Annotated in this window: 4 protein-coding genes, 1 other RNA gene and 1 pseudogene; 3 read left to right on the top strand and 3 right to left on the bottom strand. The window is 64.9% G+C overall.

All coding sequences use genetic code 11. From position 1 onward, the window contains the following. Nucleotides 1–124 (top strand): annotated as a pseudogene (locus JYJ84_RS31840) (phosphoglycolate phosphatase); the annotation flags it as partial. A gap of 17 nt (nucleotides 125–141) precedes the next feature. After that, nucleotides 142–511, top strand: a transfer-messenger RNA (tmRNA) gene (gene ssrA / locus JYJ84_RS31835). A 275-nt stretch (nucleotides 512–786) separates the two neighbouring features. Here the strand turns inward: ssrA and JYJ84_RS31830 are convergent. The 3 genes from JYJ84_RS31830 to JYJ84_RS31820 all read right to left on the bottom strand — a co-directional run bounded on the left by JYJ84_RS31830 (nucleotide 787) and on the right by JYJ84_RS31820 (nucleotide 3,021). Next, nucleotides 787–1,140, bottom strand: a complete 354-nt coding sequence (locus tag JYJ84_RS31830; RefSeq protein ID WP_175223444.1) for a DUF4148 domain-containing protein — start codon at nucleotides 1,138–1,140, stop codon at nucleotides 787–789. 403 nt (nucleotides 1,141–1,543) lie between these two features. After that, the gene (locus JYJ84_RS31825) at nucleotides 1,544–1,813 is read right to left on the bottom strand and encodes a hypothetical protein (protein ID WP_122944779.1); all 270 of its coding nucleotides are present in this window, start codon (nucleotides 1,811–1,813) and stop codon (nucleotides 1,544–1,546) included. A 101-nt stretch (nucleotides 1,814–1,914) separates the two neighbouring features. Further along, complete coding sequence (locus tag JYJ84_RS31820; protein WP_175223445.1) at nucleotides 1,915–3,021, bottom strand: substrate-binding domain-containing protein; 1,107 nt, start codon at nucleotides 3,019–3,021, stop codon at nucleotides 1,915–1,917. A gap of 129 nt (nucleotides 3,022–3,150) precedes the next feature. Here JYJ84_RS31820 and JYJ84_RS31815 point away from each other — a divergent pair. Beyond that, the coding region (locus JYJ84_RS31815) for an NAD(P)H-dependent oxidoreductase subunit E (protein WP_205189943.1) at nucleotides 3,151–3,420 on the top strand (270 nt) is incomplete at its 3' end.

Raw genomic sequence — 3,420 nt, 5'->3', positions numbered from 1 at the left:
GGCGACGGTCGCGGCCGCGTACGGCTATTGCGGCGACGGCACCGCGCCGGCTGACTGGCAAGCACAACATCTCGTCGACACGACGCAGCAACTACGCGAACTGCTGCGCGATGTTGGGCTATAATGTTTGATCTTATCCGCGGGGGCGACCTGGTTTCGACAGGGGTTGTGAAGCGGCTAGGGCATGTCGAGGACCCGTCACCTCGTTAATCAATGGGAAAATCGTAACTGCAAACGACGATACGTTCGCACTGGCAGCCTAACGGCCGCCGTCCTCTGCCTAGTTCACTGACGGGCTAGTGTCGCAAGACCGGTAGCAATACCGCCAGAGGTCATTTACGTCAGTTAAGCCCTGTCGGCGTCGCGACGCCAGGGTCGAAAACCTAGCGAATCGCCGTAGTGCAGCGTGTTCGTCCGCGTCGCTGCGGTTAAATCAAATGACTGAACTAAACATGTAGAACTAGTCGTGGAGCGCTTCTGGACGCGGGTTCGATTCCCGCCGCCTCCACCAAATTCCGCGTTCGCCGCACGAACCCCGCATGACGCAAGTCTGCGGGGTTTTTTGTTGCCTGCGAAACGCATGCGTCCCTCTCCTTCCGAAAAAGCGCCCAGCCACGGGTGGGCCGGGCGGAATGCCGCCGGACTTCCGGCGACAGGAGGTGACGGATGTCCTGCCGCGCCTGCGCAATCATCGATCGCACCAGGCAACGGCCAGCCCGGGTGCAGCGGCGCCGGGCGCGACGAGTCGTCGCACCCGGCATTCACGCACACCGGGCGATGCGCGGCTTAGCTGCCGCGATACAGCGACTTCATTTCTTCAGCGGTGGCCGGGCGCACGCCCATGGCACGCGAACCCGATGCCGACGCGCCCTGCGCCTGTGCACCGTAGCCGCTGGCGTCGGCGCCTTGCCCTTGCGCCAGCGCAGCGCGCTGCTGCTCTGCAACACGCGCCGTTGCAGCCTGGATCGCTTCCGGGTAATGCGGATCTTCGCCGCGAGCGGAGTTGTAACCTGCCTGCTGCAGCTGGACCAGTTCGGCGCGAACCTGTGCGCGGGTGATCGTCGAACCCGACTGGGCGAACGACACGACCGGGGCAACGAGAGCAGCAGCAACGACAACAGCTTGAACGAGCGACTTCATGATGACCTACCTCCAGATTTGTCTGTGTTCGCGGTGAACACCTTGTTCATCGCTGACAACCTGAAGTTTATGTAGGCGGATGCTTAAGAATAAGGCAGGTTTCAGGAAGACATCCTTCCTGGATTACGGGTTAACCCTATATTCCCCATCAGGGCGGTGATGCGCACACGCGGGCATCGCCTCGCCTCGCCTCGCCTCGAATCGAATCGAATCGAATCGCATGAAGATTCGCTGGAAAGCAAAGAGCCCCGCGAAGCGGCAACGCTTCGCGGGGCTCGGACAGAATCAAAAGCGCAAGGGATCCTGCAGTTGCCGGTCAGCCGATCAGGCCGATGCGCGGATGCAACGCGCACCATCGAACCGGTGCAGCATGACCGTCGTGCGGGCGCGCCCGTCCGCCGCGTTACCGGCTATCCATCGGACACTTCAGGTTGCAGCCGTTCGGATCGCCCAAGTCGCCCTTGCGACGCAAGGCCGACTTCTTGCCGCTCTGGTATTTCTGCGACGGCGTCGACGCTGCGAACGGCATCTGCGGATGCTCGTTCAGGCGAAACTGTTCGCTCAGGATACCGCCGGGCACACCCGGAGAATTCTGCGCGAGCGCAAGCGGCGAAACAGCGACCAGCAGCCCCGCGGTCAACGCTGCCGCGGCGAGGGGAACGGAAAATTTCATGGCGGGATGACGCTTGAACGGCGTGCTTGATGGAACGTTGATCAAGCGGCAAGCGTAGCGCAAATCCCCCGCTGCTGCATCGCGGTTCGATCGCGCCCGCGTTACCGGGAATTGCCGTCCGGCACGCTCGCGCCCTCGCCTCCGGCCAGCCCCGTCACGATGCTCGTCACCGATCCGCACGCGGCCGGATCGTAGCCGTCGAGATGCGCGACGCGCTCGACGAAACGCGCGTCGCGCAGCAGCGCCAGTACGCCGGCAAGCGGCCGCGCGTCGAGCTGCGCGCGTTCGCACGCGAAGTAATAGTCCTCGTCGACGACCGGGATGAAATCGAGCCCGAAATGATGGGCGGCTGGCTCGACGCCGAAGCCGAGATCGGCCATCCCGCTCGCGACGAATGCCGCGATCGCCGAATGCGTGAGCTCGGCCGACGCGTAGCCGTCGATGCGCTCGGGATCGATGCCGATCGCGCGCAGCGCGAGATCCAGCAGCATCCGCGTACCCGACCCCGGCTGGCGGTTGACGAAGCGGATGTCATTGCGCGCGAGATCCGCGAGCCCACGAACCTGCTTCGGGTTGCCGCGCGGAACGAACAGCCCCTGCTGGCGCCGTGTCAGGTGGATCAGCACATGGCGCGTATCGTCGAGCCACGGCCGGTAGATCTGTGCGCACTGCGCGCGAAACGCGCCGCGCGGCAGATGAAAGCCGGCCAGGTCGCACTCGCCGCGGGCAAGCGCCTGCACGGCCTCGACGCTCTCGCGGTACTTGATGTCGACAGCCGCCTGCGCATCGACGAGCGCGGAGACGAGCGTCGCAACCGCGTAGCCGTGCGACGCGTGGATGCGCACGGCGCCATCACGCTGCGCGAGCCGACGATTCAGGTCGCTCGCCACTTCGGCCGCCAGCGTGCGCAGGTTCCCGTCGAGCCGGCTGCGCGCGAGGCGTTGCGCATCGACGACCGCCTGCCCGAGCGCCGACAGCGTCGAGCCCTTGCCGCGCGCGGTTTCGATCAGTTCCCCGCCGATGCACGCCTCCAGCGCGCGCAGCATGCCCCAGGCGTGCCGGTAGGACAGCCCTTTCGCGTGCGCGGCCTGCGCAATGCTGCCCGTGTCGGCCACGAGTTCCAGCAAGGGCGCGACATCCGACAAGCTGGCCGTGCGGCCTTCCGTGTCGCGTACGGTCAGATACGCGTCGCATTCGATTCGAATCAATTATGCACTCCGATTTCCTATTGCGACGGCCAAATCTTCCGCTTATCGTTGGTCAAAATCAATCAGATCGAAGTCGCGATGCGCACTATATGAATTTCGAGCGCATATGAGACTTTGGAGGAGCACAAGATGTCCCCGAATTCCCACGCGCCCGACGCGCTCGTCGAGCGCCACGCGCGCGCCGGCCAGTCGCTGGTCGCGATCCTGCACGCGATCCAGGACGACGCCGGCTACGTGCCGCCGGGCTGCGTCGCACCGCTCGCGAAGGCGCTGAACCTGTCGCGCGCGGAAGTGCACGGCGTCCTGACTTACTACCACCACTTCCGCACCGCGCCGCCCGCGCGCGTGACGATCCAGATGTGCCGCGCCGAAGCGTGCCGCAGCATGGGCTGCGAATCG

The sequence above is a fragment of the Burkholderia sp. LMG 13014 genome, assembly GCF_905232215.1.
In the GTDB taxonomy this organism is placed as follows: Bacteria; Pseudomonadota; Gammaproteobacteria; order Burkholderiales; family Burkholderiaceae; genus Burkholderia.
The sequence above is the reverse complement of the archived record's forward strand: the minus strand, read 5'-3'. Positions and strand labels throughout refer to the sequence as shown.